Annotated in this window: 20 protein-coding genes; 11 read left to right on the top strand and 9 right to left on the bottom strand. The window is 72.1% G+C overall.

The genetic code is table 11. The annotated features are described in order from the left end of the window. Positions 1-26: 26 nt before the first annotated feature. Positions 27-719, bottom strand: coding sequence for a response regulator transcription factor (locus ABD340_RS04940; RefSeq protein WP_344587248.1), 693 nt, complete (start codon positions 717-719; stop codon positions 27-29). A gap of 88 nt (positions 720-807) precedes the next feature. Between ABD340_RS04940 and ABD340_RS04935 the strand changes: the two genes are divergently transcribed. Then, entirely contained in the window at positions 808-2106 is a 1299-nt protein-coding gene (locus ABD340_RS04935; protein WP_344587247.1) for a sensor histidine kinase, read from the top strand. Positions 2107-2195: 89 nt separating this feature from the next. Beyond that, positions 2196-2879: an ABC transporter ATP-binding protein gene (locus ABD340_RS04930; RefSeq protein WP_344587246.1), complete on the top strand. Its 684-nt coding sequence runs from the start codon at positions 2196-2198 to the stop codon at positions 2877-2879. Positions 2880-2889: 10 nt separating this feature from the next. Here the strand turns inward: ABD340_RS04930 and ABD340_RS04925 are convergent, their stop codons facing one another. Both ABD340_RS04925 and ABD340_RS04920 read right to left on the bottom strand, forming a co-directional pair. Then, positions 2890-3750: a sensor histidine kinase gene (locus ABD340_RS04925; RefSeq protein WP_344587244.1), complete on the bottom strand. Its 861-nt coding sequence runs from the start codon at positions 3748-3750 to the stop codon at positions 2890-2892. 175 nt (positions 3751-3925) lie between these two features. After that, a complete protein-coding gene (locus ABD340_RS04920; RefSeq protein WP_344587243.1) occupies positions 3926-8047 on the bottom strand; it encodes a HAMP domain-containing protein in 4122 nt (1373 codons plus the stop codon). Positions 8048-8240: 193 nt separating this feature from the next. Here ABD340_RS04920 and ABD340_RS04915 point away from each other — a divergent pair, with 193 nt between their 5' ends. Further along, the gene (locus tag ABD340_RS04915) at positions 8241-11123 is read left to right on the top strand and encodes a helix-turn-helix transcriptional regulator (RefSeq protein WP_344587242.1); all 2883 of its coding nucleotides are present in this window, start codon (positions 8241-8243) and stop codon (positions 11121-11123) included. Between the two features lie 225 nt (positions 11124-11348). Here ABD340_RS04915 and ABD340_RS04910 read toward each other — a convergent pair whose 3' ends face one another. Then, complete coding sequence (locus ABD340_RS04910; protein WP_344587241.1) at positions 11349-13268, bottom strand: TolB family protein; 1920 nt, start codon at positions 13266-13268, stop codon at positions 11349-11351. 239 nt (positions 13269-13507) lie between these two features. Between ABD340_RS04910 and ABD340_RS04905 the strand changes: the two genes are divergently transcribed. Next, positions 13508-14053, top strand: coding sequence for a hypothetical protein (locus ABD340_RS04905; protein WP_344587240.1), 546 nt, complete (start codon positions 13508-13510; stop codon positions 14051-14053). Next, positions 14050-14610: an OmpA family protein gene (locus ABD340_RS04900; RefSeq protein WP_344587239.1), complete on the top strand. Its 561-nt coding sequence runs from the start codon at positions 14050-14052 to the stop codon at positions 14608-14610. The genes ABD340_RS04905 and ABD340_RS04900 overlap by 4 nt, the downstream gene beginning before the upstream one ends. 8 nt (positions 14611-14618) lie before the next feature. Here ABD340_RS04900 and ABD340_RS04895 read toward each other — a convergent pair whose 3' ends face one another. Beyond that, entirely contained in the window at positions 14619-14759 is a 141-nt protein-coding gene (locus ABD340_RS04895) for a hypothetical protein (RefSeq protein ID WP_344587238.1), read from the bottom strand. A gap of 569 nt (positions 14760-15328) precedes the next feature. Between ABD340_RS04895 and ABD340_RS04890 the strand changes: the two genes are divergently transcribed. Beyond that, on the top strand, positions 15329-15943 hold the full coding sequence (locus tag ABD340_RS04890; RefSeq protein WP_344587237.1) for a class F sortase: 615 nt from the start codon (positions 15329-15331) through the stop codon (positions 15941-15943). Positions 15944-15947: 4 nt separating this feature from the next. On the opposite strand, the gene ABD340_RS04885 is transcribed toward ABD340_RS04890, so the two are convergent. The 4 genes from ABD340_RS04885 to ABD340_RS04870 form a co-directional block, all read right to left on the bottom strand. Beyond that, positions 15948-16460: a hypothetical protein gene (locus tag ABD340_RS04885; RefSeq protein WP_344587236.1), complete on the bottom strand. Its 513-nt coding sequence runs from the start codon at positions 16458-16460 to the stop codon at positions 15948-15950. A gap of 124 nt (positions 16461-16584) precedes the next feature. Next, complete coding sequence (locus ABD340_RS04880; RefSeq protein ID WP_344587235.1) at positions 16585-17205, bottom strand: TetR/AcrR family transcriptional regulator; 621 nt, start codon at positions 17203-17205, stop codon at positions 16585-16587. A gap of 19 nt (positions 17206-17224) precedes the next feature. Then, on the bottom strand, positions 17225-18826 hold the full coding sequence (locus ABD340_RS04875; protein ID WP_344587234.1) for a CocE/NonD family hydrolase: 1602 nt from the start codon (positions 18824-18826) through the stop codon (positions 17225-17227). Between the two features lie 303 nt (positions 18827-19129). After that, positions 19130-20461: an MFS transporter gene (locus tag ABD340_RS04870; RefSeq protein ID WP_344587233.1), complete on the bottom strand. Its 1332-nt coding sequence runs from the start codon at positions 20459-20461 to the stop codon at positions 19130-19132. 357 nt (positions 20462-20818) lie between these two features. On the opposite strand from ABD340_RS04870, the gene ABD340_RS04865 reads away from it, so the two are divergent. The 5 genes from ABD340_RS04865 to ABD340_RS04845 are packed head-to-tail and all read left to right on the top strand — an operon-like array spanning position 20819 to position 25979. Then, positions 20819-21643 carry a DeoR/GlpR family DNA-binding transcription regulator gene (locus ABD340_RS04865; RefSeq protein ID WP_344587231.1) on the top strand — a complete coding sequence of 275 codons (825 nt, stop codon included), beginning with the start codon at positions 20819-20821 and terminating at the stop codon, positions 21641-21643. Next, positions 21643-22686, top strand: a complete 1044-nt coding sequence (locus tag ABD340_RS04860) for an alcohol dehydrogenase catalytic domain-containing protein (protein ID WP_344587230.1) — start codon at positions 21643-21645, stop codon at positions 22684-22686. Before ABD340_RS04865 ends, ABD340_RS04860 begins: the two co-directional genes overlap by 1 nt. A gap of 33 nt (positions 22687-22719) precedes the next feature. Further along, complete coding sequence (locus ABD340_RS04855) at positions 22720-23553, top strand: class I fructose-bisphosphate aldolase (RefSeq protein ID WP_344587229.1); 834 nt, start codon at positions 22720-22722, stop codon at positions 23551-23553. A gap of 27 nt (positions 23554-23580) precedes the next feature. Further along, complete coding sequence (locus tag ABD340_RS04850) at positions 23581-25029, top strand: xylulokinase (protein WP_344587228.1); 1449 nt, start codon at positions 23581-23583, stop codon at positions 25027-25029. Then, a complete protein-coding gene (locus ABD340_RS04845) occupies positions 25026-25979 on the top strand; it encodes a 2-hydroxyacid dehydrogenase (protein ID WP_344587227.1) in 954 nt (317 codons plus the stop codon). The genes ABD340_RS04850 and ABD340_RS04845 overlap by 4 nt, the downstream gene beginning before the upstream one ends. Positions 25980-26130: the final 151 nt, after the last annotated feature.

Genomic DNA, 26130 nt, shown 5'->3' with positions numbered 1-26130 from the left:
GGCCGGAAGGTAAGCGGGCCGTTTACCTACTGCTCGATCTCGTAGCGGTAGCCGCGGCCGCGCAGGGTGGTGATGCGGTGGGAGCTCTCGCCGTGCCGGGCCAGTTTCCGGCGCAGCGCCGACACGTGGACGTCGAGGGTCTTGGTGGGGCCGAACCAGTTGATGTCCCAGACCTCGTCGATCAGTTCCTCCCGGGTCACCACCTGTCCCGCGCGTCCCGCCAGGCAGGCGAGCAGGTCGAACTCCTTGGGACGCAGGGAGACCTCGTCGTCGGCGACCCTCGCGCGCCGGGCGGCCAGGTCCAGGTGCAGGCGGCCGACCGTCAAGAGCCGGTCCTCCTCCGGGCGGGCGGCGCTGCGGCGCAGGTGGGCGCGCAGCCGGGCCATCAGCTCGGTCAGCCGGAACGGCTTGGTGAGGTAGTCGTCAGCGCCCGCGTCGAGAGCGACGATCACCTCGAACTCCTGGGTCCGCGCGGTCAGGACGACGATCACGGTCTCGCGGGCGATCGAGCGCAGCCGCCGGCACAGCGCCACGCCGTCGATGTCGGGCAGGCCGAGATCGAGCAGGATCAGGTCGGGGGCCTGCTCCCGCGCGTGGTCAAGGGCCTGGGCGCCGGTGGTGGCCCATTCGGCCCGGTAGCCCTGCCCGGTCAGCGACTGGGCGAGCTCTTCTCCGATGTCCTGGTCGTCCTCGATGACCAGCACGAACGCCCTGAACATGCCTCCGATCGTAGACACCGCCCGGTTAACGCCAGGTTCACGCGCCCGGGTGGAGGGCCGGTGCGCGGGTCGGTGTAAGCCTGGAAGGGTGGACTTCTCGCCCCTTCGCCGGCAGTTGCTCGTCACCATCGCGGGCATCGCGGCCGTGACGATCGTGCTGTTCGCGCTTCCGCTCGGCCTCGTCGTGCAACGGCTCTACCACAACGAGGCGATCACCGATCTCGAACGCGACGCGACGCTGGTCGCCGCGGTGACGCCCGATGATCTGCGGAACCGGCCGCGGCCCGTCCGGCAGCCCGCCGGGCTGCGGCCCGGGGAGACGGTGGGCATCTACCAGGCCGGCGGGCGGCTCCTGGCCGGGGACGGCCCCCCGGCCTCGGCGGTCGCGGCCCGCGCCATGGACGGCCGTCTGCATGAGGCGGAAGAGGGCGGAGACCTGGCGGTGGCGGCGCCGATCCGCTCCGGCCAGGGGGTGGCGATGACCGCGCGGGTGAGCATGCCCGACATCAACGTCGCCAAGCGCGTCGAGCGGGCCTGGCTGGCGATGGGCGGCCTGGCCACGCTGGTCCTGCTGCTGGCGGTGGGCCTGGCCCGCCGCCAGGCCGGACGGCTCGCCTTCCCGCTGGAGCAGCTGACGCGGTCGGCGCAGGCGCTCGGCGAGGGGGACTTCAGCGTCCGGGCGCGGCACTCCGGGATACGGGAGGCCGATACCGCCGGCCTGGCGCTGGAGGCGACCGGACGGCGGCTCGGCCGGATACTCGACCGGGAACGCACGTTCAGCGCCGATGTCTCCCACCAGCTGCGGACGCCGCTGACCGGGTTGCTGCTGGGCCTGGAGGCCGCCCTGGAGCGGCCCGGCGCGGATCACTCGGCGGCGCTGCGCACCGCGCTGGACCGCGGGCGGCGGCTGGAGGGGCTCATCGATGATCTGCTGCGGCTGGCCCGCGACACCGGTCCCGAGCGGGGACCGCTCGACGTCGCCGGGCTGCTGGCCGACCTGCGCGAGAACTGGCACGGCCCCTTGGCCGCCGAGGGGCGTCCTCTGACGGTCGAGGCCGGTGAGCCGCTGCCGGAGGTCGCGGCCGCCGCGCCGGCGGTCCGGCAGATCCTGGACGTCCTGGTGGACAACGCCGCAAGGCACGGCCGCGGCCGCGTCACCGTGGAGGCCTCCGCCATCGGCGGCACTCTGGCCATCGATGTCGCCGACGAGGGCACCGGCCCCCTCGACGCCGAGACGATCTTCGAACGGCGCGGAACGGGCGGCGACGGTCACGGCATCGGCCTGGCCCTCGCCCGCTCCCTGGCCGAAGCCGAGGGGGGACGGCTGGCGCTGCGCGGCTCGGCACCCACCGTCTTCACCTTGCTGCTGCCCGGGAGCGAAGGGTAAGCAACGGTAATCAGGATGGTAACCCGCCTCTAATGCGCCGCTGACCAGGGACTTTCTACGGTGGGGCGAGTGGCGAAGGAGAGCGAGCAATGACAGCCCTGGTAGAGCTGCACCATGTCACCCGTGCCCATGGCAACGGCCATACCGCCGCGGTCGCCGTCCGCGACATCGGCTGCACGATCATGCCCGGCGAACGGATCGCGGTCACCGGGCCCACGGGCTCGGGAAAGACCACCCTGCTGCACCTGATCGCCGGCCTCGACAGCCCCACCGCGGGCGAGATCACCTGGCCGGGGCTCGGCGGGAACCCGCTCGGGCGGCCCGGTCTGATCGGCCTGGTGTTCCAGGAGCCGAGCCTGCTGCCGGCGCTCGACGTGCTGGACAACGTCGCCTTCCCCCTGCGGCTGGACGGGCGTCCGGCCGACTCGGCCCGGCGGCACGCCCGCACCGTACTGGAGCAGGCGGGCATCGCCGACCTGTCGGAGCGGCTCCCGGAGGAACTGTCGGGCGGGCAGGCGCAGCGCGTCGCCGTCGCCAGGGCGATCGCGGTCGCGCCGCGGCTCATCACCGCCGACGAGCCCACCGGACGGCTGGACACCCCGCACGCCCTGGCCGTGGTCGACCTGCTCGTCCACGCCGCCGACGAGCTCGGCGCCACCCTGCTGCTGGCCACCCACGACCCGCGGATGGCCGAACGCCTGGACCGGCATTGGGAGATGCGCGACGGAGCCCTGACCGAGCGGCCCGCCGAGGAACCGCGGAGAGGCTCCTGATCAGCGGGGATTATTCGGGGTCGTGCCGGGCCGGCGGGAGCCGGAGCGCGAAGCAGGCTCCGCCGTCGGCGGATTCGCCCACCTCGAGCGTGCCCTGGTGGGCGCGCGCGATCTCACGGGTGATCGCCAGCCCGAGACCGGTGCCGCCGCCGTCGCGCTTGCGGGACGCGTCCAGCCGGACGAACCGTTCGAAGATCCGTTCCCGGTCGGCCTCGGCGATCCCGTCGCCGTCGTCGGAGACGGTCAGCATGGCGCTGCCGTTGCTGCGGCAGACCTCGATCTCGACCTCGTGCCTGGCATGCCGCTGGGCGTTGTCCATCAGGTTGGCCAGCACCCGGACCAGCTCGCTGCGGACGCCCAGGACGATCACATCGGGCTCGAGCCGCAGCTCGTTGGGCAGCCGGTCCGGCCGCCGGACGACCTCCGAGGCCGCCAGCTCCGCCAGGTCGATCGCCTCGAGCTTCCTGATCCCGTTCCCGTTGCCGTTCTGCGTCGCCTCGATCCGCGACAGCAGGAGCAGGTCGGTGACGATCCCCTCCAGCCGGTTGACGTCCTTCAACGCCTGGTCGATCAGGTCGTCCATGCGGGTCTGATCCGGATGGAGCCGGGCCTCCTCCAGGCGCAGCCGGAGCCCGGCGATGGGGTTGCGCAGCTCGTGCGAGGCGTCGGAGGCGAACCGGCGCTGCTGTCCGAGCGCCTCCTCCAGCCTCCCCATGCTGCGGGTGACGGACCGGGTGAGGCGGGTGACCTCGTCCTCACCCTGGAACGCGAGTGTCTCGTTGTGCACAGGCCATCGGTTCTCGTCACCGTTCGCGGCACGCGGGGTGCCGAGGGCCTCTACGTACTGGCGCAGTTTGATCAGGCGATCCATTCCGAGCGTCCTCGTTTCGCCGGCCTAGGTATCGCTCCAGCCAGGCGTACTTTGTGACCCTTTGATAGTCGCCGACGGCCCCGGCCCCCGCATATCCCACATCCATGCGGGTTGCGCCCTCCGGCCGCGCTCCCCGGGCTCTGAAGTCACAAGAGACCACCTGAATCCCACCCGCCTAGTCCGCGGTGCCCGGGTTCAGGAGGTCGCGGGCGGCGCCGAGCAGACGGCCCACATCGGCCGGCTTCTGGAGGTACTCGTTGGCGCCGGCGGCGATCGCCTTCTCCCGCTCCCCGGCGACGACCTTGGCGGTGAGCGCGATGATCGGCAGGCCGGTGTACCGGGGATCGTTGCGGATCACCTTCATGGTCTCGTAGCCGTCCATCACGGGCATCATGATGTCCATCACGACGAGCGACACGTCCGGGTTGTGCTCCAGCGCCTCGATGCCCGCCGCGCCGTTCTCGGCGTGCGCCACCGTCATCCCCGCCCGTCCGAGGACGTGGGTGAGCGCGGTGACCATGCGGGGGTCGTCGTCGACGATCAGGACCTGGCGGCCGGACAGCCCGCGTGCCGCACGGTCGGTCCGCTGCTCGTCCGTGCGGGCCGAACGGGGCCGGACCACGAGCTCGGGTGCGCGGCCGCCGGGCACCCGGCCGTCGGGCACCCGGCCGTCGGGCACGGGGGCGGCCGGACGCGGTTCCGCGGGCACGGGCGGCGCCTCCTCGGGCGCGGGCGGCGCCTCCGCGGGCGCGGGCTGGACGGGTGTGGTCCAGATCGTCGCCTCCGCGTGTTCCGGCAGCCGCTCGCCCAGGTCCGCCGGGATCGGCCGGACCACCGGGACGTACAGGGTGAAGGAGCTGCCGCGGCCCAGCTCGCTCTCGACCACGATCTTGCCGCCCAGCAGGCCGGCCAGCTCGCGGCTGATGGACAGGCCGAGGCCGGTGCCGCCGATGTGCCCGGACGGGCCGTGGGCCTGCTCGAACGCCTCGAAGATCGTCGTGAGTTTGTCGTGCGGGATGCCGATGCCCGTGTCCTCGACGGTGAACGCGATGACGTCCGAGCCCGCGCCCCGGGGCTCGTCGGGGTCGGTGGCCCGCTCCACGCGCAGCCGGACGTGGCCGTCCGAGGTGAACTTGAACGCGTTGGAGAGCAGGTTGCGCAGGATCTGCTGGAGCCGCTGCGCGTCGGAGTAGAGGTCGTGCGGCGTGTCCGGGGCCACCGCGATGTCGAAGTCGAGCCCCTGGTCGGCCGCGATCGGCCGGAAGGTCGCGTTGACGTAGTCGAGCAGCTTGTCCAGCGGAAGGTACTTCGGCCGGATGTCCATCCGGCCGGCCTCGACCTTCGACAGGTCGAGGATGTCGTTGATCAGCTGCAGCAGGTCGGACCCCGACTGGTAGATGTTGCGTGCGAACAGCTGCTCGTCCTGGGAGAGGTTGCCCTCGGTGTTGTCGGACAGCAGCCGGGCGTAGATGAGCAGCGAGCTGAGCGGGGAGCGCAGTTCGTGCGACATGTTCGCCAGGAACTCCGACTTGTACTGCGAGGCGGAGGTCAGCAGCGCCGCCTTCTCCTCCAGCTGCTCGTTGAAGCGCTGCAGCTCGGCCTGCTGCCGTTGCAGTTCGGCGGAGCGCTCCTGGAGCTGGGTCGTCAGCCGCTGCGACTGGCCGAGCAGCGCCTCGGTGCGCGAGTTGGCGATGATGGTGTTGATCGCGACGCCGATGGTGTCGACGAACTGGTCGAAGAAGGCCAGGTGCACGTCGGAGAAGCGGCTGAAGGAGGCCAGCTCGATGACGCCGAGCACCTTGTCCTCGAAGGGGATGGGGATGATGACGACGGACGCCGGCGTCCCCGCTCCGAGGCCCGAGTCGATGGTGATGTAGTCGGGCGGGACGTCCTCGATGAGGATGCGCTTCTGCTCGCGGACGGACTGCTGCACCAGGCCGTGGCCCGGCATCGCGACGGTGTCGACGGTCTGCCCCTGCGAGGCGTAGCCGGCGATGTAGGCCAGCCCCTTGCCGAGGGCGCCTTCGCCGTCGGTGTCGGTCAGGAAGAAGGCGCCGTACTGCGCGTTGACCAGCGGGGTGAGCTCGCGCAGGACGAGGTCGGCGACCTCGGTGAGGTCGCGGTGCCCCTGCATCAGACCGGCCAGGCGGGTGAGGTTGGACTCCAGCCAGTCCTTGGCCCGGGTCGTCTCCCGGAGGTTGGACACCATCTGGTTGATGTTGTCCTTCAGCTCGGAGACCTCGCCGCGGGTCTCGACGGTGATGGTGCGCGACATGTCGCCCTGCGTGACGGCGGAGGTCACCTCGGCGATGGCGCGCACCTGGTTGGTGAGGTTGAGGGCGAGTTCGTTGACGTTGTCGGTGAGGCCCTTCCACACCCCCGACACCCCGCGCACCTGCGCCTGGCCGCCGAGGTTGCCCTCCGTGCCGACCTCGCGCGCCACCCGCGTCACCTCATCGGCGAACGCCGACAGCGTGCCGACCATCGTGTTGATCGTCGACTTCAGCTCCAGGACCTCGCCGCGGGCGTCGACATCGATCTTCTTGCCGAGATCGCCCTGCGCCACCGCGGTCGCGACCTGGGCGATGTTGCGCACCTGGGACGTCAGGTTCTCGGCCATGAAGTTAACGTTGTCGGTCAGGTCCTTCCACACGCCCGACACCCCGCGCACCTGCGCCCGGCCACCGAGCTGACCCTCCGTACCGACCTCACGCGCCACCCGCGTCACCTCATCGGCGAACGCCGACAGCTGATCCACCATCGTGTTCACGGTCAGCTTCAACTGCAAGATCTCACCCTGCGCGTCAACGGTGATCTGCTTGGACAGGTCCCCGTTGGCGACCGACGTCGTCACATCCGCGATGTTGCGCACCTGGTTGGTGAGGTTGAGGGCGAGTTCGTTGACGTTGTCGGTGAGGTCCTTCCACACCCCCGACACCCCGCGCACCTGCGCCTGGCCGCCGAGGTTGCCCTCGGTGCCGACCTCGCGCGCCACCCGCGTCACCTCATCGGCGAACGCCGACAGCGTGTCCACCATCGTGTTGATCGTCGTCTTGAGTTCGAGGATCTCGCCGCGGGCGTCGACATCGATCTTCTTGCCGAGATCGCCCTGCGCCACCGCGGTCGCGACCTGGGCGATGTTGCGCACCTGGGACGTCAGGTTGTCGGCCATGAAGTTGACGTTGTCGGTCAGGTCCTTCCAGACACCCGACACCCCGCGCACCTGCGCCCGGCCACCGAGCTGACCCTCCGTACCGACCTCACGCGCCACCCGCGTCACCTCATCGGCGAACGCCGACAGCTGATCCACCATCGTGTTCACGGTCAGCTTCAACTGCAAGATCTCACCCTGCGCGTCAACGGTGATCTGCTTGGACAGGTCCCCGTTGGCGACCGACGTCGTCACATCCGCGATGTTGCGCACCTGCGAGGTGAGGTTGGAGGCCATGAGGTTGACGTTGTCGGTCAGGTCCTTCCACACGCCCGAGACCCCGCGCACCTGCGCCCGGCCACCGAGCTGACCCTCCGTACCGACCTCACGCGCCACCCGCGTCACCTCATCGGCGAACGCCGACAGCTGATCCACCATCGTGTTCACGGTCAGCTTCAGCTCCAGCAGCTCCCCCGTCGCCTCGACGGTCACCGTACGGGTCAGGTCGCCACGAGCGACGGCCGTGGTCACCAGGGCGATGTCCCGGACCTGGGCGGTGAGCCGTTCGGCCATCGTGTTGACGGCCTCCGTGACGTCCCGCCAGGTGCCGGACAGGCCGTGCACCTTGGCGCGCCCGCCGAGGCGCCCCTCCGTGCCGACCTCGCGGGCCACCTGGGTGACCTCGCCGGTGAACAGCGACAGCTGGTCGACCATGTGGTTGACCATCTGCCCGAGCCTGCGCAGCCCGCCGCGCAGCGGCCGCCAGTCGTGGTCCAGGTCCACCCGCTGGCTCAGGTCGCCCCCGGCGACCGCCTCCAGGACGCGCGTCGCGTTGACGGTCGGCGCGACCAGCGCGTCCACCAGCGAGTTCGCCGCGTCGATGGTCACCGCCCAACCGCCGTGGCCGGGGCCGGCCGACAATCGCTCGTCGAGCCGGCCGTGGCGCACGACCTCGCGGCGGACCCGGCTCAGCTCGTCCGCGAAATGCAGGTTGCGGTCGGCTATCTGGTTGAGGACGGCGGCGAGCTCGCCGGGCATGCCGGCATGGTCGGTCGGCAGTCGGCTCCGGAAGTCCCCGTCCCGGAGCGCTTCCATCGCCGCCAGCAGCGGGCGCAACTCGACCGTTCGGATCGGTTCAGAGCCCATGAGAACACGCTACCAATTTCGAGATTTTACTTTTCCGTGGGAGTTATTTGAGACTCCCATTGGGATTCACCGCCATATCCGCCATCTTGAAACCGCGAGAGAGGTGCTCACATCCCACGTTCACGCAGGTCATCGTAGCTAATGGACGATCCCGAAGGTTGCACATAAACGTACCGCGCTATGTTATGGAGCCATGGGCGCGGACGAGGGGGAGAATTTCTCGAACGTCGCCGGAGCGGACAACGACCCGCTCTGGTCCCGACCCGGCTGGCGTGGCCGGGCCCGTGAATGGCGCCCCGTCGCGGAATTGCTGCGGGCGACCGGGGACGGCCGCGGCGGCGTGCTGCTGGTCGAGGGCCGGCTGGGCGTGGGCAAGACCCGGCTGCTCCAGGAGGCCGCCGAGGTCGCCGTGCGGACGCGGATCGCGGTGGCCCACGGCGCGGCCGACGAGGTCGGGCGGCTGGCGCCCCTGGGCCCGCTGGCGACGGCGCTCGGGGAGCCGGCGCTGGTGTCGCCGGAGTCCGCGCCGGCGCAGCCCGCGCCGAAGGCGGAGCCGCTCGGCGCCGAGACCGCCGATCTGCGGCTGTCGCTGGTCGAGCGGTTGCGCGTCCACCTGGAGGAGCGGGTCGGGCAGGGCCCGCTGCTGATCACACTGGACGACCTGCACTGGGCCGACCCGACGACCCAGCTGGCGCTGCGGTCCCTGCTACCGGAGCTCGCCGCCTACCCGCTCGGGTGGATCCTGGCCCGTACCAGCGGCATCGGCGACTCCGGCGTGGACGGGCTGTACCACGTGCTGGAGCAGGAGGGCGCCACCCGCGTCGAGGTCGAGCCGCTGGACGAGCGGGCGGTGACCGAGATCTCCACCGACGTCCTGGGCGCGCCGCCCGGTCCGGACGTCCTCGAGATGGCGGCGAGCGCGCAGGGCAACCCGTTCCTGCTCCTCGAACTGCTGAGGACGTGCGAGCTCGAAGGCGTGGTCGAGGTCGTCTCGGGCAGCGCACGGGTCACCTCGGCGGCGGGCGTCCAGGCGAGCGCGCGCAGCCGCCTGATCGGCCTGTCCGCGCCGACCCGCGAGCTGCTCCAGGTGGCCGGGGTCCTGGGCCGCACCTTCTCGGTGGACGATCTGGCCGAGATGCTCGGCGAGCCGGTCGACCGGCTGCTGCCGCGGCTCGCCGAGGTGGTGCGGGCGGGCATCGTCGTGCCCGCCGCGGGCCGGCTGGCGTTCCGGCACGACCTGCTGTGGCAGGTCGCGACGGAAATGATCTCCAAGCCGGTGCGGATGGCGTTGCAGCGGCAGGCCGGGGAGATGCTGCTGCGACGCGGCGCGGTCGTGCCCGCCGCCGCGTACTTCAAGCGCTCCGTCCAGCCGGGGGACGCGCGGGCGCTGGACGGGCTGGAGCGGGCGGCGCGCGCGGTGCTGCCCTACTCTCCGCCGTCCGCGGTGGACCTCGCCGTCCGGGCGCTGGACCTCACCGACCCGGCCGATCCCGAACTGCTGCCCCGGACGGCGACGGCGGTGGAGGCGCTGACCGCCGCCGGACGGCTCACCGAGGCGATGGAGGCGGCGCGGGAGGCGCTGCGGCGGTCGCCTTCCGGGCCGTGGGCCGATCGGATGCGGTACGAGCTGACGTCCATCCTGCTGCTGGCCGGGCGGCCGGCCGAGGCCGTGGCGGAGGCCGAGAAGCTGCTCGCGCAGCGGGAGACCGTCGGCGAGCTGCGCGACCTCACGGAACTCGCGGTGTTCCAGGGGCTGATAGCGCTGCACGACTTCGGGCGGGGCCGGGCGCGGGCGAACGTGATCCTGGCGGACCGGGCGGCGCACGCCGACACGGCGCTGGTCGGGGCGCTGCTGCTCAGCGCGCACCTCGCCTGGGAGGAGGCCCGCGCCGCCGACGGGTTCCGCGACGTCCGCGAGGCCGTGCGCATCGCGAGCACCGGATCGCTCGGGGCCCGGCGCGCCCACCCGCGCCTCTTCCTGGTGCGCTGCCTCTTCGGGGTGGGCCGGCACAGCGAGGCCGAGAGCGTCCTCCAGGACGCCGCCGCGGACCTTGAGACGTACGGGCCGACCGCGCAGGCCGCCACTCCGGCATTCTTCCGGGCCTGCCTGTCGCTGGCCGCAGGCCGCCCCGAGGATGCCGCCACGGAGGCCGAGGCCGGGTTGAAGGCCGCGGACGAGCTGGGCAACTACGCGTACGCGCTGCTCGGCTTGACCGTCCTGGCCATCGTCGAGTTGCGGCGCGGCAATATGGAGGCGGCCACGCGGTACGTCGAGCGCTTCGAGTCCGAGCAGCAGGCCGCGCACGGTGCGATGTACGGGTCGGTCTGGGGCACCTGGGCGGTCGCGCTCGTCGTTGAGGCCCAGGGCGGCCCGGAGCAGGCGATGCGATCGCTGGCCAGTTGCTATGGCGACCTCCGGCATCGCCGCTGGATACTGATGCTCGAACCCCACGCGGCGGGGTGGATGACCCGCACCGCCCTGGCCGCGGGCCGCCGCTCGGTAGCCGCCGACATTGTGGAGACGGCCCGGCAGATCGCCGACGACAACCCCGGCTTCCCCACTCTCGCCGCCGCGGCCGCCCACGCGCACGGCGTCCTGCGCCGGGACGCCGCCGCGCTGACGCAGGCCATGGCGCAGTACGACGACCCCTGGGGCACCGCCTCCGCCGCGGAGGACCTGGGGCTCCTGCTGATCGACGACCGCAAGGCCGCCATCGCGAGATTCGACGAGGCCGCCGACGGCTACCGGAAGATCGGCGCCCTGCGGGACGCGGCCCGCGTGCGCGCCAGGCTGCGGAACCTGGGCGTGCGGCGCCGCCACTGGACCTACGCCGACCGGCCGAGCACCGGGTGGGAAAGCCTCACCGACACCGAACGCAGCGTCGCGTCCCTGGTCGCCCAGGGGCTCACCAACCGCCAGGTGGCCACGCAGATGTTCCTCTCGCCCCACACGGTGTCGTTCCACCTGCGCCAGGTCTTCCGGAAGCTCGGCATCGGTTCCCGGGTGGAACTGGCCCGCATCGCGGCCGAGCAGCCGCCGGACAGCGTGTCACCGAACGAGGGGACCGCCGACTGACGCGTGTTCTTCGCAACCCCGGCCCAGGGCACTCGCCTAGAGGGCTGTGTTTATTCAACCCCGGCCCAGGGCACTCGCCTGGCGGCTCGCACCCTGACCGTGCTTGGGCGAGCGCGGCATCGCTTCGCGATCTGGCCGGTGAGGCTCGCCTCCGGCGTCGCCCCACCGGCCAGGTAGCGCGCTCGCGCGGTACCTGAGGCCACGTCGCCTGGCCTAGGGCCTGTCTCAGGTCCCGTTCGCGGGCTGGAGGTACGTCCGGCCGTTGATGGTGGTGGTGAGCGTCCCGGTGGCCTGGAAGATGTTGGTCAGTACGTCGATGGTCAGGTGGAACCCGTCGGGGCTGCTCTTCTTGGTGGCCCTGGTGCGGCCGGTCTGGACGAGGTCGGAGTACCAGTCGACCTTGGTGGTGGTCAGGGTGGGGTTCGCCGCCGTCACGCGCTCGGTGCCGTTCAGCACGTGCAGGCCGTCGTCGGAGAAGCCCTTGTAGGCGACCGCGATCGTGCTGATGGCGGTACGCGCGGCGGTCTCCGTGATCTTGACCTGGGCGGAGCCGGACACCTTGCCGCGCAGCGTGTACGTGCCCTCCCGGGGATACGGCCGCGTGGGCGTCGGGCTGCCGGGCTGGTACGGGGTTCCCCAGGGGACGCGGTCCGAGATGGGGGCGACCGGGCGTGCCGGGGCCGGTCCGCGGCCGGTGAGGCGGGCGATCATCATGCGCTCGGTGCGGCCGCCGGGCGCGGTGGACCGCGGGCAGGGAAGCGGATTGTGGCCGCCGCACGCGGGCGGGACGACGAGCGCCTGCCAGTAGGCGACGCTGGTGCCGTCGGGCGACCATTGGGGGTCGGCCCTGCCGTTCCAGTTGGGATCGTTCACGCTCCCCGGGCCGCCGTCGCCGGCGGCGTTGAGCCGCTGGCCCTGGTAATCGCCACGGTCGCCGTACCGGTCGATCAGGTAGGGCTGGAAGAAGCGGCGCTGCCCGTTGTTGCGGGTCGACGAGGCGGCGCTGCTGGTGATCAGGTCGGTGACCGGCGGGATGGCGCGCATGCCGGCCATGAACATCTGCCGGTCGGTCCCGCGGGTGTCCATGGCCACGAGCCACTTGCCGTCGGGTGAGAGGTCCACCGGGTCGACGTATTCGGGGTGGCTGGTGAGGCGGCGCACCTTGCCCGTGGTCAGGTTCGCCGCGAAGACGTCGATGTTGGACGACTCGGCCGAGTGGCCGATGTAGGTGACCTCCTTGCCGTCCTTGGAGAATCCCCGCAACTCGCCGACCGCGCGGGCGCCGGGGTTGACCTTCAGCTCGCCGGGGCGGCGGGGGTCCGCTTCGACCGGCTGCTCGTCCGCCGGGTCGAACAGCCGGGTGACCTTGGCGAGGTCGTAGCGCGGTGTCCGCGGCTCGCCCGTCTTGGGCGCCGGATCGAACTTCAGGCGCCCGAGGTAGGCGAACTGGCCGAGCTTGCCGTTGTCGGCGGTGAAGCTGTTGAAACCGAGGTGGACGTTGTCCGGGTGCAGACGCAGCTCCCGGATCTCTCCGCCCTTCCCTGCTCCTTCGGGCGTCACGTTCCAGCGGATCGGATAGATGTGCGCGCGTTCCGGAGCGCAGTCGACGAGCAGCCGCGGCCCGCAGTCGATGATGTTGGGCCCGGCCAGCACCCGCCTGCCGTCGGCGAACGGCTGGGGGTAGTCGAGCGCGTCGACGCGGCCGACCGCGTTCTCGGCCGGCACGCCGCAGGTGACGCACTTCCACGGATCACCGTTGGGGAAGGTGGTGCCGTCGGTCCTGACGATGATCAGCTGCCGGCCCGTGTAGATGCCCGCCGGGTCGGGCCCGGCGGGCGCCCCCGCGAAACTGACCTGCGCCGCGACGTGCCGGCCGTCCGGCAGGAAACCGCCCGACTGCAGACCGACGGAACGTCCCACGCAGCCCGTCCCCCGGGGGTTGATCTTCCTGGTGCACGAGCCCGCCTCGGTGCTCGGCGTCACCGGCGGCAGCGGCAGCTCGGTCACCGAGACCGGCTCGGGCTTGGGAGGGGGCGGGCCGTTCCGCCCGTCCGGCGCGGCGGGTCGCCAGCCGGTGCTCGCCGCCGTCACCGCGACGACGAGCAGCAGGACCGTCCACATGCGTGCCAACGTCGGCTTCGACATGACCGCACGGTAAGCCGACCCAATGCGGATGGCAATAGGACTGACAGAAATCAAGAACAACATTCTCCACAGCCAGAAGCCACCGTACGTAGTCATACCCGACAAAGATCACCAATCCCGCAGCTCAACCGATTGATCTTGCGTATCCTCACCCCCACAGGAAAAGGAGCACACGCATGAAGCGGAATTTCGTACCGGCCATCGACCTAGCGGGGTTCCGCGCGTCACCGCGAGGACACATGCACAGTGCACGGAAGGTCGCGGGCGTCGCCACCGTCGCGGCCCTGAGCCTGACCGGCTGCGGCGGCGGCGATGACTCCGGGCAGCAGGCCGACAGCGGCCCAGCCGACACGCGGCCCGCCAAGCAGGTCGCCGTGACCGCCGACCCGAGCAAGACGATCGCGCGCCAGACGTTCAACTCACCGATCTTCCAGGGCGCCACGCTGGAGGTCGGGATCATCGACCTGAAGGTGTCCGGCCCGCTCGCGCACCTCACTCTGGTGCTCACGCCCCGCAACGCGGGCTCCGACATGGTCAACGTCTACAGCCTCAACGGCAACAGCGACCCGGACGTGGGCCTGCTGGACACCGTCAACCTCAAACGCCACAAGGTCGTCAAGGCGGGCAACCGCCCGCTCCAGCCGCACTTCATCTTCGACAAGATCCGCAACAACCAGGCGACCGTCCAGACCTACACCTTCGCCGCGCCGCCCGCGAACGTCCGCACGGTCGACGTGTCGTTCGGCCAGTGGGCGCCGTTCCGCAGCGTGCCGGTGACCCGGTGACCAGGGCCGCGCGCGGCGTGGCCCTGGCCCTTCTCCTCGCGGGCGCGTCGTTCTCCTCCCCGGCCGCCGCGGCCGAGCCCCAGCCGACGGGACTGGAACTGGCGGAGTCGGTGGAGGCCCTGGGGATCGCCGAGTCGATCGACGGCATCGACCTGGCGGCGTCCATCGTCCCGCTGCGGCAGGAACGCACCCAAGGCTCGATCACCACCGTCCAGATCAGCGCCGACGTGCTGTTCGCCTTCGGCGCGGCGGACCTCACCCCGGCGGCCCGCGGCGTGATCGCCGGGGTCGCCGCACGCCTGCGCGGCGCCACCGGCGAGGTGAGCGTGACCGGTTACACCGACTCCGTCGGAGCACCGGCCGACAACCTGCGGCTGTCGCAGCAACGCGCCGAATCCGTCCGCGCCGAGCTCGCGCGGGCCGCCGGGGGCGTCCAGATCAAGGCGGTCGGGCGCGGCGAGGCCGATCCCGTCCAGCCCAACACCAAGAACGGCGAGGACAACCCCGAGGGGCGCGCCGAGAACCGCCGCGTCGAGATCAGCTTCTCCGGCCGCTGAGGGCGGTTTCAGAGGAAGGTCAGGCCCAGCGCGTGGTCGAGCTGCCAGGCGGCCGAGGCCAGTAGCCCGGTGCCCAGGCCGGCTCCGGCGAGGATGACGGGGCCGGTGATGGTGTTCTTGTCCGGCGCGGTGGAGAGCAGCGCCTCCACCCGCTGGACGACGCCGGACTCGGTGAAGGCGGGCAGGGGCGGCGCGGCCGGGCCGTCCGAGGAGCGGGCCAGGGCGACGCGGGCGATGGTGTGGGCGACGAGCGTGCGGTCGCCGACGGCTTCGGCGGCGTCCTCGTCGGCCCAGCGTTCCAGGGCGAAGCGCAGGCGTGCGTTCAGGCGCCGCAGCGGCGAGACGGTGCCCGCGGCCAGCGTGCCGAGCGTGAGGTAGCGGTGGTCACCTCCGGGACACCGCGCTCAGCGTGCAGCTTAACGGCGTCGCCGCGGGCGTGCGCCGACCATCCAACTACAATTGGAATAGTGTGGCGGATCGGTACGCCATCGGCGGCCGAGGTCTCCGACGCGAAGCCCGCCGCCGCCCCTTAAACACACCTGCTGAATGCCCTCAAAAACGGACAAAGGCCCGAACCGGCCGGACGCCCGGCTCCATCACATGAGGGCGTAGGGGGCACCGCGCCAGGGCGGGAGCACCCTGCTGCCGGGGGCGGGCGGCAATCGGCACCGTGGCCGCCCGCCACCGCAACCGACTCCACCGGGCAGGTGATCGGAGAATGCCGCGAAAGCTCGGCCTGTGGACGATGTGGGCCGTCCTGCTGGCCGTCGGTCTGGTGACATTGGGCCTGGGGCTGCGCGGACCGGCCGGTCCGCCGCGGCCTCCGGCGTGGGCGGCGACCCCGCGGCCGGTCGATCACGGCGGGCCGGTATTGACCCGCTCGGCTCCCGTCCAGGTGGCCGTCCCGTCGATCGGGGTACGGGCCCCGCTGGCCCGCCTGGGCGTCGGCCGTGACGGCTCGGTCCAGGTCCCGGCGGCCGACCGGCCCGACGAGGCCGGCTGGTACGACGGCGAGGCCACCCCGGGAGAACGCGGTCCGGCCGTGATCCTGGGCCATGTCGACTCCTCCGAGGGGGCCGCGGTCTTCTACGACCTGGGCCGGCTGAGGCCCGGACACCGCGTCGAGGTGAACCGCGCGGACGGCAGGGTGGCCGTGTTCACCGTCGAGTCGGTCGAGCGGGTCGCCAAGGACCGGTTCCCGACCCGGCGCGTCTACGGCCCGCTCGACCACCCCGGGCTCCGGCTGATCACCTGCGGCGGTTCGTTCGACCGGGCCGGCGGCGGCTACCGGGACAACATCATCGTCTACGCCGCCCAGACCGCGGTCCGGTAGCGGCCTAGGCGAGGGCGGCGGCGACGCCTCCGGCGACCAGGCCCACGACGGCGATCAGCGGGCTGCCCTTGAGCGCGGCGACGAGGTGGAAGCGCAGGTCCCGGTATTCCTTCATGCCCTCGGTGCCGGGCAGGACCAGCAGCCGGGGACGCAGCCCGGCGAAGATGATCCAGTCGAGGACGACCAGGTCCCAGAGTGTCAGGGTGGCGAACACGAGGGCCGCGCAGCCGGCCGCGGGCAGGAAGTCCAGATCGCCGCCCAGCGCGCCGTCCAGCCCGGACAGCGCCGCGATCATCAGCGGAATGCCGCAGACGCCCCAGACGAACACGCCGAAGAGCGCCGCCACCCGGCGGCCGCGCGCGCTCTTGGGCTTGCCGTACCGCGCCTGGATCGCGGGCGGGTAGTCGTTCAGGAGGAAGTCCCGGCCGGCGGCGGCCCCGGCGAACAACCCCACCGTGAACAGCACGCTGAAGCCCAACCCGTAGGCGACGCCGTACGCGAGCACCGTCGACCACATGAAACCTCCCGAGGCACTTTGCTAAGGCTTACCTAACCTCTCTCTGGCTTCTAAAGTCAACACCCCATGAAGTTCAAGCGAGGTTCGGGTGCCCGGTGACGACATGCGGCCAGGAGATCCTGGGCTACGCCTCCGCCGGACCGGCGAGATGGCGGACGATCCGGCGCAGCTGGTCCGCGTAGCGTTCCTGGAACTCCGGCGAATCGGGGCTCAGCCCGTAGATGCGGCGGACCGCGTTCGGCATCACCGTCGGCATCGCGACCATGGCCGTCATCAGCATCATCACGGCCTCGGGCTCCAGATCGCCGGCCAGTTCCCCGGCCGCCTGGCGGCGCCGCAGGTCGGACAGGTCCTCCGCGAAGTCCTCGGGAATCCGCACGTCGTTCTCGGTGAGGCCGCGCCAGGCGTTCAGCCGGACACCGCGCGGATCGTCCAGCGAATCGCGCAGGTAGCGGACCCACAGCTCGTCGATCGGCGTCTCGGGGTCGTTGAGCTCGGCCTCGCGTTCCAGCCACTGCCGGCCCAGCTCGGAGTAGAGCCCCTCCTTGCCGCCGAAGTAGTAGTTGATGAGCTGCTTGTTGACCCCGGCGCGGTCGGCGATGTCCTGGACGCGGGCGCCCGCGTACCCCTTGGCGGCGAACTCCTCCAGCGCGGCGTCCAGGAGCAGCCGCCGGGACCGCTCGGCGTCCAGCTTCCGCTCACCCGGACGAGGCGAACGCCGAGGCCGCCTGGTCGTCTCCTCCACGGGGCCATCGTAGCCACGATCATCCAACCGGCAGGATCACCGCGGAAGGGTGCTCCGGATCGTGGTGGACCTCCTGGTCGGCGGCCCGGAGGGTGGTCGCGGTGGCGTGCGGTTCGCCGGTGCCGGGGTTGCGCGCGTAGCGCGGGAAGGCGCCGCTGGAGACCTGGACCCGGATCCGGTGGCCGCGCCCGAACCGGTACGCGGTGGGCCAGAGCCGGACGTCGGCCCGCGAGATCTCGTCCGCGCCGGACAGGCTCACCAGGCCGTCGCAGACGTTGACCGAGCGGCCCCGCGGATCGACGTCGCAGAGGCGCACGAACACGTCGGCGTGGCGCAGGCTGGAGCGGAACCAGATCTCGGCGCCGACCTCGCCGATCACCTCGACGTCGCGGTCGAGCGCCGCGGTGGTGTAGGTGAGCACGTCCGCGCGGGCCTCCAAAGCCGCGTTGCCGACCCGGCCGCTGCCGGGGACCATGCGCACGCCGCCGGCCGCGGGCGTCGGGTCCGCGGGGTCGTACCGGTACCGGTCGGGCTCCGCTTCGGCGGGACGGTCGCCGGACAGCGTCCCGCCGGCCTGGAGGTGGAACCGCCGCGGCCGGTAGCCGGGCGGCGGCCAGGACTCGAAATCGCGCCAGGCCTCCTCTCCCATCACGAACAGCCGCACCGGCGCACGCTCCGGTGGCCGCTCGCCGCGGGCGTGCGCGAGTCCGAACTCGACGGCCTCGTTCATGCCGGTGCCGTCCCCGGTGAGGTGCGTCCACGGGCCGACCGTCAGCCGGGCCGGGCACCCCGCGTTCTGCAGGGCCTGGAAGTCGCGCAGCTGTCCGGGCAGGAAGATGTCGTACCAGCCGCCGATCGAACTGACCGGCACGGTCGTCCCGGCCACCCGGTGCCGGTGATCGGCGGCGGCCCAGTACGGATCGTCGGCGTCGTGGGCGAGGATGTCCTGGATGTAGCCCGAGCGGTGGCCCAGCGCGGCGGTGTCGGCGCCTTCCAGCGGGAGCGTGTTCAGCCCGCGGCGTATCCGCCTCGCCTGGAAGGGCTGCCGGAGCAGCCCCAAGCGGCTCTCCACGCCGTCGATCAGGACTCCCCAGCCGAACGGCGTCTCCAGCGACAGGCCGTCCGGGCGCAGGAACTCCAGCGTCAGCGCCGACTCGGTCATCTGCGGGATCATCGCCTTGACCTGCGGCGGCAGGCTGTCGGCCACCGCCCACTGCACGTACCCCATGTAGCTCATGCCGGCCAGCACGATGGAGCCGCCGAACCAGGGCTGCTTCACCACCCAGTCCAGCGTCGCCAGGCCGTCCTCGCGCTCCTGCCGCATCGGGTCGAAGGTCCCGCCGGAGCCGAACCCGCCGCGGGTGCTCTGGACCAGCACCTGGAACCCGCGTTCGGCCAGCGGCCTGACCATGGCCCAGGCCAGCGGCCCGCGCCTGCCGTACGGGCAGCGCACAAGCGCGGTCGGCAGCGCCGCGCCGCCGCGCTTCGGCGCCCATCTGTCCGCCAGCAGTTCCGCGCCGTCGGGCATCGGCACCCGCAGGTCGCGCTGGACGGTGAGGTCGCGGGTGAGCGGCGGGGAGAGCTTGAGCCGCCGCTGGATGAGATGGCTGATCAGGTGCATCGGCCTGCCTCCCCGCCGTGCGCGAATTCGGTGAGGACGGACGCCGTCCGCATAAGCCGGCCGGTGAACTTCCTCGGGGTCGAGCGGGTCCGGCTGGTGATCGGCTCGGACGCGTCACACCCAGATAATGGACAGCTGACAAGAAATGAGCAAGCGTCCGTCCGGGGGTGGGGCCGGTGCGGACCGGAGGCGAGGGGTCAGGGAGTCCTCCGGCACGCACCGGCCCGGAAAGGCCGCCTACCGCGTAGGGGACGGTCGCCAGGCCCGGGTAGGCGCCCCCGCCTACCCGGGCCTGGCCGGCGTTCAGGCGGACGGAGACGGCGCGATGGGCTCGACGCGGCGGATCAGCAGGCCGAAGGAGACCGCGCCCAGGATCGCGATCACGCCGGTGAGCAGCAGCGGGACGACGAACGACCCGGTGGCCTCGGCGAGCGCGCCGATGACGATGGGGCTGAGCGCGCTGGCGATGTTCGCCGCGAAGTTCTGGGTGCCGCCCAGCGAGCCGACCTGGTCGGCCGGTGCGACGTCCGCGGGCAGGCACCAGACCGACACCATGGCGAACGCGATGGCGGCGTAGCTGACGCTGAGCAGCACCAGCGCGAGCACCGCGCTGGAGGCCAGCACGGCCCCGGCGACGGCCGAACTGAGCAGCATGCCCGACACCAGGCAGGTCTTCCTGGTCCGGGTGAGGCTCCAGCCCCGTGCCAGGAGCGAGTCGCCCACCAGCCCGCCGGCCCAGCTGCCGGCCACCGCCATCAGGCCCGGGACCATCCCGAAGAAGCCGAGCTTGAGCAGGTCGAAGTCGCGCTCGTCCACCAGGTAGCTGGGCAGCCAGGTGAGGAAGAAGGTGACGACGAAGTTGAGGCAGGAGAACCCGGCGATCATGCCCCACACCACCCGGTGCCGGAACAGGTCGCGGATCCGGCCGCCGGACGGCCCCTCGGGGACGGGCCCTGTGTCGCGGCCCTGGTTGATGTGGGCGAGTTCGGCTGCGTTGGCGCCGGGGTGCCGCTCGGGCGAGCGGTAGTACGCCCACCAGCCGATCGCCCAGACGACGCCGAGCAGCGCCATCGTCACGAACGCGGCCCGCCAGCCGAACGCGCCGATGATCGCGGTGATGATGGGGACCGAGAGCGCCGAGCCGATCCGGGCGCCGCTGTCGTAGAACGCGGTGGCGCGGGCCCGTTCACTCGCGGGGAACCAGGCCGAGACGGCCTTGGCGCTCGACGGGTACGCGCCGCTCTCGCCGATGCCGAGCCCCAGGCGCATCCCGAGGAGGGCGGCGAACGACGAGGCGAGGGCGGTCAGCCCGGTGAAGAACGACCACCACAGGACGCAGGCGCCGTAGACGAGGCGGGTGCCGAACTTGTCGATCAGCCATCCGGCCGGCAGCTGCATGACCGCGTACGTCCACGAGAACGCGCTGAGGATCAGGCCCTGCTCGGTCTTGGTGAGGTGGAAGTCGTCGGTCATGAAGGGCAGCGCGACCGAGACGGCGGCGCGGTCGACGTAGTTGATGGCCAGCCCGCCGAAGCAGAACGCCGCCACCGCCCAGCGGGTTCGGGACGGTCGTGACGCGGTCTCCCGCGCGCCTCGTACCGGGGACGGCTGTGTGCCGGACTGCTGCTCGACCATGCGGGGTCCTCCTCACGGGCATCGGCGGCGGCGTCGCTACGAGGCGGGAGGCGACGGGCACCCGTCCGCCACGGCTGAACTTTTCGATCAAGTCGCGGCGGGACGGGGATCCCCTGGCGTCGTGTCAGAGGGATGACCGCTCGATGTCTGAAACGTTACGGAGATGATTGGTTCGCGCAAGCCTCCTGTCAACCCCCTGGGCTTTGTCGGCTGATTTTGATTGATTCGCTCAACTTGATGATTGAATCGATCGCTCACGGATGTCATGCTGGACCCGCGTCCGGTCGGACATCGGACTGCTAGTGTGCTCGATGTACGCAAAAATCTGATCGATTCAGTCATCAAGGGGTGCGTGTGGTGAGCGAGCCGAACAGCCGTCTCTCCGGCCGCGAACGGCGTGAACGCATCATCGAGCTGCTCGCGGAGGACACCGAGGGCGCCATCCAGGTCGAGTCCCTGAGCGAGGCCCTCGGTGTGTCGCTGGCCACGGTACGCCGCGACCTGACGCGCCTCCGCGAGGAGGGCCGCATCACGCGGACCTACGGCGGCGCGGTGCTCGGCAACACCTCGGAGGTCTCGGTCCGGCAGCGGCGCATGCGCAACGGCCGGCAGAAGGAGGCGATCGCGGCGCGCGCCGCCGAACTGGTGGACGACGGCCAGGTGGTCCTCCTCGACGCCGGCACGACGACCGAGCGGCTCGCCCGCCACCTGCGCGGCCTGGACGACCTGACCGTCTTCACCAACGGCCTCGGGGCGGTCAACACGCTCGTCGAGGACGGCAACGTGGACGTGGTGGTGCTGGGCGGCCGGCTGCGCCGCATCAACCAGACGATGACCGGCCCCGTCGCCGACCAGGCCGTCAGCGGGCTGTACGCCGACATCCTGTTCCTGGGCGCCGACGCGGTGCATCCCGCCCGCGGCATCGCCTCCCGCACCTTCGAGCAGAGTTCCCTGAAGACCCTGATGAGCCGGCACGCGCGGAAGGTGGTCGTGGTCGCCGACTCCACGAAGCTGCGGGACGGCGGCGGCTCCTACTGGTCGCCGCTGGCCGGGCCGTGGACCCTCGTCACCGACGACGGCGCCGACCCCGCGGCCCTGGACGCGCTGCGCACGCAGTCCGACCCCGCGCCGCAGATCCTGCTCTGCCCCGTATCCGCAGAGCACACCGAGGAAGGTATGTGATGAAGCAGGCCGTGTTGCAGGCCCCCGAGCGCATGGAGATCCAGGAGGGCGACCCGCCCGCCCTGGAGCCCGGCGACCTGTTGCTGCGGGTGGAGAGCGCCCTGGTGTGCGGCACCGACGTCCGCATCTACAACGGTTCGAAGAAGCGGAACGTCACCTACCCGACGGTCATGGGGCACGAGTTCGCCGCGACCGTGGCCGATTCGGCCGGCCCCCTCCCGGACGGGCTGTCCCGCGGCGACCAGGTCGCCGTCTACCCGCTGCTGCCCTGCGGCGGCTGCGTGGCGTGCGTGCGGGGGCACGAGAACATCTGCCGCGACCGGGTGGCGTTCGGATACCAGCTTCCCGGCGGGTTCTCCCAGTTCGTCCGGGTGCCGAAGGCGGCCGTGGAGGCCGGCAACGTGGTCCCCGTCCCGGGCGTGTCCGCCGCCGAGGCCGCGATCGTCGAGCCGGTCGCCTGCGCCTACAACGGCCAGCTGCTCGCGCGGGCGCAGGGCGCGCCGAGGATGCTGGTCAGCGGGTGCGGCCCGCTCGGGCTCATGCACATCAGGCTCGCCCTGCGGCTCGGCGTGGAGCGGATCGCCGCCGTCGACCCGATCCCGGAACGGCGGGCGGCGGCGCTCGCCTCGGGCGCGGAACTGGCGCTGGAGCCGGGGGACGCCGCGGCCGGCCAGGTCCTGGAGTGGAGCGAAGGGGCGGGCGTGGACGTGCTCGTCGTCGCGGTCGGCAGGACCGACGCCGTCCACCCCTACCTGCGCTGCCTCGCCCCGGGCGCGCGGGTCAGCATGTTCGCCGGGTTCGGCGGCGAGGGCTCGATGCTGGAGATCCCGGCCAACGACGTGCACTACAACGAGTGGACGGTCGTGGGCGCGTCCTCCTGCCGCCTCGACGGGTTCCGCGCGGTGGCCGGGATGATCTCCGCCGGCGAGCTGCGCGTCGGCGACCTGGTCGGCACGCAGCTTCCCATCGACGACACCGTCAAGGCGATCGAGCTGGTCGCCTCCGGCCGGGACATGCGCGTCGGCATCGCGCCCTGGCTCTAGCCCCCCTCTCCGACCGCTGAAGGCAGGATCACCATGACCTCCCCCCTTGAGATCAATCCCACCGGCACGACGAGCGCGCTGGGTCGCGCCATCCGGTTGCGGCGGCTGTTCGGGACGTCCGGCCGGACCGTGACCGTCGCCCTCGACCAGGCCATCCCCCGCGGCGTCGCGCCGCGGCTCGCCACGATCGGGACGACCTACGCCGGTATCGCAGGAGGCGCTCCCGACGCCGTGACGATGTGCAAGGGCGTCGCCGGGCACGTGCTCGCGCGGACGACCTCGGCGGTGCCGTGGATCCTGAAGGCGTCGATGTTCTCCGTCGACTTCCACCCGCACTACGACGCCGTCATCGGCGACGTGCGCGACGCGGTGCGGATGGGCGCCGACGCCGTCGCCGTCGGGATCAGTGCCGGGTCGTCCAACCAGCCCCGTGACCTGGAGATGCTGTCGGGGACGGTGGAGGAGGCCGCCAAAGTGGGGCTGCCCGTCGTCTGCCACGCCTACCCGACCGGTGAGCTGTGGCCGGAGGAGAAGAAGGGCACCGTGGAGGCGGTCCTGTACGCCTCCCGCATGGCCGCCGAGCTGGGCGTCGACATCGTCAAGACGTGGTACACCGGGTCCACCGAGGAGTTCCGGAGCATCGTCGAGGGCACCCCGGCGATCGTGGTGGCCGCGGGCGGCGCCAAGGCCGGCGACCCGATGCAGGTCCTGCGGCAGGCGGCGTCGGTCGTCGCGGCCGGCGGGCACGGCGTCACTTTCGGGCGCAATGTCTGGGGGGCCGACGATCCCGGCAGGATGGTCTCCGCGCTGCGCGCGGTCGTCCATGACGGGCTGGACCCGGAGAAGGCCGCGGAGCTCCTCAAGTAGGCCGCGGACGGCGGGACGGGCACGACGATGAGCATCTATCTGGGCATCGACCTCGGGACGTCGGCGACAAAGACCGTGCTGACCGACGCGGCGGGACGCGTCCTGGCCAGGGGCCGGGCCACGCACCGCAAGACCCCGGCGGGCGGCCGCGTCGACACCGGGTCGTGGGCGGACAGCGTCCGGGAGGCGTGCCTCGACCTGGGCGGAGCGGCCGCGCGCGCGACCGCGGTCGGCCTGGCCGTGCACTGCCCGGTCGCGGTCCTGATGGATCGTGACGGGACGGCGACGGCGCCGGGCCTGTGCTGGGACCACGACGCGCTGCCCGCGCTTATGGAACGGTACAACGAGGTGCGTGCGAACGGCCTGGCCGAGCGCGTCGGCAACGTCGCCCACCCGTCCACGTCCATGGGCCTGGCCTGGCGGTTCTTCGCCGAGCACGAGCCGGACTCGGCGAGGCGGGCGAGCACGCTGGGCTTCGTGGGCACCTGGCTCGGCCGGCTGCTGACCGGACGCGACGCGCTGGACCCCACCCAGGCGTCCTACAGCGGGCTGTTCGGCACCACCGACCGCGAGGGGGACTGGCTGGACGCGATGCTCGACGGCACCGGCGTCCCCCGCGCGGCCCTGCCGCCGATCCGCCCGTCCCTGTCGGAGCTGGGGCCGCTGCTGCCCGGACCGGCCGAGGCGCTGGGCCTGCGCGCGGGCATCCCGGTGGTGGTGGGCGCCGCCGACACGGCCGCGGCGGCCTACCTCATCGGCCTGGACGAGGGCCGGGGGCCGCTCTACACGGTCGGCACCACCCATGTGATCACGCGCTCTACCGCCGTCCCCGATCCGGCGCCGCGGGCGCTCCAGCGCGCGGACGTGCGCCCCGGCCGGTGGCTGTGGCACGCGGCGACCAACGGGGGCATCGCGCTGGCCGCCGCGGCCCGGCTGCTCGGGCACGGGGACGCGGTGGAGAAGATGATCGACCTGGCCGGTGCGGCGACGCCGCGGCAGGCCGCCGCGGCGCCCGTCTTCGTGCCGCACACGACCCCCGAGCGGGCGCCGTTCTGGTTCGATCGTCCGCGCACCGCCCTGGTCGGGCACCTGCCGGACACCGACCCGTGCTCGGCCGCGTGGGGCTGCGTCGAGGGGGTGGCGTTCGCGGCGCGGCTGATGCTGTCGATGACCGAGCCGGACGGCGCGGGCGGTCCGGGCAGTGCGGGCGGCGGGCGGCTCTTCCTGGCGGGCTCGTTCGGCGCGGAAGCGGCGTACGCCAGAATGGTCGCCGACCTGTTCGGCCGCGAGGTGGATCTGATCAACGAATCGTGCCTGCCCGCGATGGGCGCCGCGGCGATCGCGGCACGGACCGTCGACGGCGTGCCGCCCGCGCCGCCGCCCTCCGTCCGGCTGGTCCCGCGCCCGGACCGGGCGCCGCTCGCGCGTTCACGCTGGAACACCTTCACCGAGGTCTGGAGCCGGATCACAAAGTGAAACCGCATGTGTACGTTCCCCGCCTGCTGACGGACGCGGCGATGCGGCGGGTACGGGAACTCGGCCATCCCGTGGTCGCGGGCTCCGAGGCGCCGCCGGACCGGACCGCACTGCTGCGCGACGCGGCCGGGGCCGCCGCCGTCGTGTGCACCCTCACCGAACGCGTCGACGCCGAGTTCCTCGACGCCGCGGGCCCCGGGCTCAAGGTGGTGGCCAACACCGCGGTCGGCTACGACAACATCGACGTGCCCGCCGCCACCGAACGCGGTGTCCGGGTCACCAACACCCCCGGGGTGCTGGACGGGGCGACCGCCGATCTCACGATGGCGCTGATCCTGGCGGCGGCGCGGCGGGTGCTCGACGGCGACCGCCTGCTGCGCGAGCGCACCCCGTGGGTGTGGGGGCCGCGCATGATGCTCGGCCTCGACCTCAGCGCGGGCACGACCCTCGGGATCGTCGGCTACGGCCGGATCGGCCGCGCGGTGGCCCGGCGCGCCCGGGCGTTCGACATGGCGGTCCTCGCCACTCCGACCCGTACACCCGCGCCGGACGACGACGTGGAGTTCGCGGAGCTGCCGGAGCTGCTGGAGCGCAGCGACGTCGTCAGCCTGCACTGCCCGCTGACGGAGGCCACCCGGCACCTGATCGACGCCGCCGCGCTGCGCCGCATGAAACCCTCGGCGATCCTCGTCAACACCGCTCGCGGCGGCATCGTGGACGAGGACGCGCTGGTGGAGGCGCTGCGCTCGGGCACGATCGCGGCGGCCGGGCTGGACGTCTTCGAGGGCGAGCCGGAGGTGGATCCGCGGCTGGTGGAACTGGACAACACCGTGCTGACCCCGCACCTGGGCAGCGCGGGCGTGACGACCCGGGAGCGGATGTGCGGGCTGTCGGTGGCCAACGCCGCGGCCGTGCTCGCCGGACGCGAGCCACCGACACCGGTCAACTGAGCTGTATCTATGCAATCCCGGCCCAGGGCACTCGCCTGGCGGCTCGCACCCTGACCGTGCTTGGGCGAGCGCGACATCGCTTCGCGATCTGCCCGGTGAAGCTCGCCTCCGGCTTCGCCCCACCGGCCAGGTAGCGCGCTCGCGCGATACT

Source organism: Actinomadura vinacea (assembly GCF_039532545.1).
In the GTDB taxonomy this organism is placed as follows: Bacteria; Actinomycetota; Actinomycetes; order Streptosporangiales; family Streptosporangiaceae; genus Spirillospora; species Spirillospora vinacea.
Note: the sequence above shows the minus strand (reverse complement) of the source record. Positions and strands in the feature narration are given on the sequence as shown.

Bases quoted from the DNA above. Each gene is read 5' to 3' on its own strand.
- ABD340_RS04885 (WP_344587236.1), bottom strand. From the start codon at position 16,460: ATGTGGTCGACGGTGCTCGCGTACGGCGTCGCCTACGGGTTGGGCTTC.
- ABD340_RS04850 (WP_344587228.1), top strand. From the start codon at position 23,581: ATGAGCATCTATCTGGGCATCGACCTCGGGACGTCGGCGACAAAGACC.
- ABD340_RS04925 (WP_344587244.1), bottom strand. From the start codon at position 3,750: ATGGATCGCCTGATCAAACTGCGCCAGTACGTAGAGGCCCTCGGCACC.
- ABD340_RS04910 (WP_344587241.1), bottom strand. From the start codon at position 13,268: ATGTCGAAGCCGACGTTGGCACGCATGTGGACGGTCCTGCTGCTCGTC.
- ABD340_RS04915 (WP_344587242.1), top strand. From the start codon at position 8,241: ATGGGCGCGGACGAGGGGGAGAATTTCTCGAACGTCGCCGGAGCGGAC.
- ABD340_RS04920 (WP_344587243.1), bottom strand. From the start codon at position 8,047: ATGGGCTCTGAACCGATCCGAACGGTCGAGTTGCGCCCGCTGCTGGCG.
- ABD340_RS04940 (WP_344587248.1), bottom strand. From the start codon at position 719: ATGTTCAGGGCGTTCGTGCTGGTCATCGAGGACGACCAGGACATCGGA.
- ABD340_RS04875 (WP_344587234.1), bottom strand. From the start codon at position 18,826: ATGCACCTGATCAGCCATCTCATCCAGCGGCGGCTCAAGCTCTCCCCG.
- ABD340_RS04930 (WP_344587246.1), top strand. From the start codon at position 2,196: ATGACAGCCCTGGTAGAGCTGCACCATGTCACCCGTGCCCATGGCAAC.
- ABD340_RS04890 (WP_344587237.1), top strand. From the start codon at position 15,329: ATGCCGCGAAAGCTCGGCCTGTGGACGATGTGGGCCGTCCTGCTGGCC.
- ABD340_RS04905 (WP_344587240.1), top strand. From the start codon at position 13,508: ATGCACAGTGCACGGAAGGTCGCGGGCGTCGCCACCGTCGCGGCCCTG.
- ABD340_RS04870 (WP_344587233.1), bottom strand. From the start codon at position 20,461: ATGGTCGAGCAGCAGTCCGGCACACAGCCGTCCCCGGTACGAGGCGCG.
- ABD340_RS04855 (WP_344587229.1), top strand. From the start codon at position 22,720: ATGACCTCCCCCCTTGAGATCAATCCCACCGGCACGACGAGCGCGCTG.
- ABD340_RS04860 (WP_344587230.1), top strand. From the start codon at position 21,643: ATGAAGCAGGCCGTGTTGCAGGCCCCCGAGCGCATGGAGATCCAGGAG.